This window comes from Phytoactinopolyspora endophytica (genome assembly GCF_004138495.1).
GTDB lineage: Bacteria > Actinomycetota > Actinomycetes > Jiangellales > Jiangellaceae > Phytoactinopolyspora > Phytoactinopolyspora endophytica.
Window position 1 is genome coordinate 733,575 of record NZ_ML142849.1, and the last position, 3,790, is coordinate 737,364.

At 63.7% G+C, this 3,790-nt stretch carries 5 protein-coding genes; 1 reads left to right on the forward strand and 4 read right to left on the reverse strand.

Translation table 11 applies throughout. From position 1 onward, the window contains the following. Positions 1–143 precede the first annotated feature (143 nt). Together ELR45_RS03190 and ELR45_RS03195 are read right to left on the reverse strand one after the other, a co-directional pair. Positions 144–1,163, reverse strand: a complete 1,020-nt coding sequence (locus tag ELR45_RS03190) for an AraC family transcriptional regulator (RefSeq protein ID WP_129663308.1) — start codon at positions 1,161–1,163, stop codon at positions 144–146. 740 nt (positions 1,164–1,903) lie between these two features. Next, entirely contained in the window at positions 1,904–2,140 is a 237-nt protein-coding gene (locus ELR45_RS03195) for a helix-turn-helix domain-containing protein (RefSeq protein WP_165367430.1), read from the reverse strand. 297 nt (positions 2,141–2,437) lie between these two features. On the opposite strand from ELR45_RS03195, the gene ELR45_RS03200 reads away from it, so the two are divergent. Next, entirely contained in the window at positions 2,438–2,701 is a 264-nt protein-coding gene (locus ELR45_RS03200) for a WhiB family transcriptional regulator (protein ID WP_129663312.1), read from the forward strand. A 5-nt stretch (positions 2,702–2,706) separates the two neighbouring features. Here ELR45_RS03200 and ELR45_RS03205 read toward each other — a convergent pair whose 3' ends face one another. Continuing rightward, entirely contained in the window at positions 2,707–3,093 is a 387-nt protein-coding gene (locus ELR45_RS03205) for a helix-turn-helix domain-containing protein (protein ID WP_129663314.1), read from the reverse strand. Beyond that, complete coding sequence (locus tag ELR45_RS03210) at positions 3,090–3,476, reverse strand: hypothetical protein (RefSeq protein WP_129663316.1); 387 nt, start codon at positions 3,474–3,476, stop codon at positions 3,090–3,092. Before ELR45_RS03210 ends, ELR45_RS03205 begins: the two co-directional genes overlap by 4 nt. Between the last annotated feature and the right edge of the window lie 314 nt (positions 3,477–3,790).

Below are 3,790 nucleotides of genomic sequence, written 5' to 3' on the forward strand. Positions count from 1 at the left end.
CGTCGTCACCGTCGACCACCGCTCGGGCTCCGACGTCACCACGACGTTGCTGTACGAGAACTGTGAACCCCAGGAGGCGGCCGCCGACGCGCTTCAGTACACGTATCTGAACGAGTGACGCCGCCAGCGCGCACGCTGGCCTCTCACGGCTTCGCCTGCCGCTCGCTGCGGTCCGCGACGCCCGTGCGCTGTTGTGGAATCGTCTCGACCCCGGGATTCATACGCAGCGCCCGCCGTGGGGACTCGCCGTACTTCTCACGGTAGACGCCGCCGAAGTACCCGTAGTGGTTGAACCCGAAGGAGCGAGCGATCCGGTCGACCGTGGCGTTTCCCGCCGACGCTTCAAGCAATGCCTCGCGCACCCGCTCCAGGCGGACGTCTCGGTGGAACTTCCCAGGCGTGGTGCCGAGGTATTCCTTGAACGCGATCTGTAACATCCGCGGACTGATGGACACGCGCGCGGCAAGCGTCTTGGTCTTGTGGTCGTCCTCGGGGTTGCGCTCGATGATCTCCACCGCCTCCCGGAGATACCGGGGGAAGGTGGCCCACCGAGGATCCGCCCACGCCTGTCCTGCCACGCTCACCTCACTGGACTCGGTCAACACTTCCGCATAGTTGTGCGGCTGCACATCCAGCAGCGTGTCCATGATGAGAAACTCGGCCCTGCGGGCGTGCCGCGGATCTTCCAGGATCGAGCCCGGCGTGTCGAGCTCCTGGATCAAGAACAGCCACGCGCGAAACCAGCTGGCCGCATGCCCGCGGATGTCCATCAACCGTTCGAACCGGAGCGGATCACCCAGGGCGCCCTCCGTGAGCCGCCTGCTCAGGAAGGTCTCCAGCGCCGGATGCCGGAACTGCAGCACCAGCATCCGGCAGTCCGCACTGGCTCGCATCGAGGAATCGACGGAACCACCCAGCACGACCGCACGATTCCGCGTCAGGCCGAACTGCTCGGCGTCGACCTCCAGCTCAGCGATGCCCGACAGCGGCGCCAGTACGGCTTGGACCCCCTCCGGCACGCGGCACGATACGAACGCCTCGCCGCCGAGCTCGACATAGCCGAACATGACGTCCGGCATCTGATATCGGTGGGCCCTGGGTAACGACTCCGAGTCACCCACGTCGACATCCCGGACATCCCACCCGAAAGCTCCGTGAAGCACCTCCCTGACACCCTCAGAACCGACAGATCGAAATACCTCGTGTCGCGCAAGCGGCAAGTGCCTTGCTTGCTCTTCGTTCACGGACTCTATCCCCTTGTAACGGGCTACATGATCGGCTTCGTCGAACAGGCCCCCAACAGCGAACAGGCCTGCATCCGACCGCAGACCTCAACGCCCCACCGCTACATGATCAGGGACGAGGACGAGCCCAACAATCAAATACGCGAAATGCGCAGTCACCCGAACGAAAACGCGACACTGAGTCGTAGTGACAAATCGGTCAACAATATGTTCAAACACTCAAATAGGTCGGCCTTGCGGACCGACGACACCCCAGGAAAAGTCGACAAAAACTGAAATATAACTAATGCGCATCATATTTCTCAGATTTTTGAAACGCCGGTCGCCCACGTCGCTACGCCTGAGAGTCTGGCCCGCAAACCCTGGCGATGCGGAGGCGCATCCATGATGCGGGGCGCATCCATCCGCAGCCCGAGACGAGGCGGCGGCGGAGGAGGCCGACGTGGGCCAATCGGACGACGACAACGACCCTGGCCGGACTGCGAAGGGCTGACGCAGCCCCGGTCAGAGCTTGCGGAACAGGCCCTGACGTGCGAACGCATCTGCGAGGCGGCGCAGCGCCCGCGGATCGCCGCCTCCATCTCCCCGAGCGCGTGGCGTTACGGGGCATGATCCCGCACGCGGCGCCAGACCGGCCGGATCATGCGGCGACGATCACCTCACGAGCGGTCGCGACCGCCTCGCAGGTAAGGGATGTCGAGCGCGGCGAGTACTCGATACAAGGGATCGGGACCGGACTCGTTCTGCTCGAGAGCCTGAATGTCGGCCAAGCTGACGCCCGCCATGCGCGCCACATCTCGCTGCTTCAAACCTCGCCGCAATCTCCTGTTTCGCACAACGTCGCCCAGTGTGCGCTCGTCGTCGACAATCTTTTCGGTATTCGTCGTGTCCTTCACAGCCATCATGTTCACACATCTACCAGGCCGCTTAAGCACGTCATCATTGAGACGCGGCGGAGTGTGGAAAATAGCAGTGCAGGTCGCGGTAACCGAATGTGATCCAACTCGTATCTCACATAGCGGACGGATCGACCAGTCCCCCGAATCCCGAGATACCCCTAGTTTGCATGCCAAAACTCGCGTATCATTTGTTCTGTGTACTCTGCCGGATCGGGACGGCCGATAGACCCCGTTCGCCTGCCCGCCCGGCAGGGGCACCACAGGCCACCGACCCCAAACCCGGACCCGGTCAGCATGAACTCCGCACCAGCTGCCGACGACGACTGGCGTCGGCTCGCGGCCTGCATGGGCATGGATGTGAACCTCTTCTTCACCGCGGATATCATCGGCATCGCGAAGGCCAAGAGCGTCTGCGCACGCTGCTTCGTGCGCGAACAATGCCTCGACTACTCGCTCCAGGCGGAGATCCCGCACGGCGTCTTCGGTGGGCTCAACGAGAATGAGCGACGGCGGCTGCAGCGAGCCAGGGCGTTCGTCAGACCGGCGTCCGGCCTCTAGGCCGGCTACCGCTGGCCACACGCTCGGCCCAGCGTCTCTTTCGGCTCCTCACCGAACCTCTGCGTGTAGAGCTTCGCCAGGTAGCCGTAACTGCTGTACCACAAGTCGCGGGCGACCTCGTCGAGAGATACGTCGTCCGGCGACGAGCGCTCCAGGATCTCGTTGATGCGGTCGAGCCGCGTATCACGCAAGAAGACCGAGGGCGTGGTGCCCAGGTACTTTCTGAATCTGAGCTCCAGCGTGCGCACGCTCAACGAAGCGTGCTCGGCCAGCGAAGCGACCGTGTGCTGCCACTCTGGGTGCTCTTCGATGACGTCCAGCACGTCCGTCAGGTCTGGTGGGTAGTCACCGGGCCAGTCCTGACCGCTACCCGACCCACCCGCGTCGTTCATCCGCCGTTGTCCACCGACTCGTCCGCGTCCACCGACTCGCCCGCATCCACCGACTCGTCCGCATCCACCGGCTCGTCCTCGGCACGCCTCGGCGTGGGGTACTCCTGCTTCGGCCGGAACGTCAGGTTCTCCGCGATCTCTTCCTGTGCGCTCTCCCCGGAGAACTTCTCGATCACTCGTTCCGCCGCGGTCCGGACGGCGTCGATGGGGCTGCGCCGCGAGATATCGCTGCTGAACTCCGAGACCGCGACGTCGGTGAATCCCACCCGGATGGAAAGCAGATCCGCGGGCGCGCCGTTGCGATCATAGTAATTCTCGGCCGCGTCCTGGGCGGCAAGGGTGACCTTGACTTGGTACGTGTCATAGGTGGCGTTCTCCGTCATTGGCTGGATTGCCCCTCTCGGTCGACACATCGGCAGCCGGAAAGAACGCCGGGTGAATACCACCACGGCGCAGCGGCGCGACGACAGGCCCGTCACGCGACGAGCCCCGCACAACACGAAATCTAATGAAATAAGAACTTCAAAAAGCGTAAGCCATGCGCTTACCCACCACAACCATCCGGGCGATTTCTTTCGCGGCGGCATCGATCCGTGTTTCTGACCACTGCGACGCGGTCACCGACTCCTGCGCCGCTGTTTCTGACCACTGCGACGCGGTCACCGGCCCCTGCGCCGCTGTTTCCGGCCACTGGGCC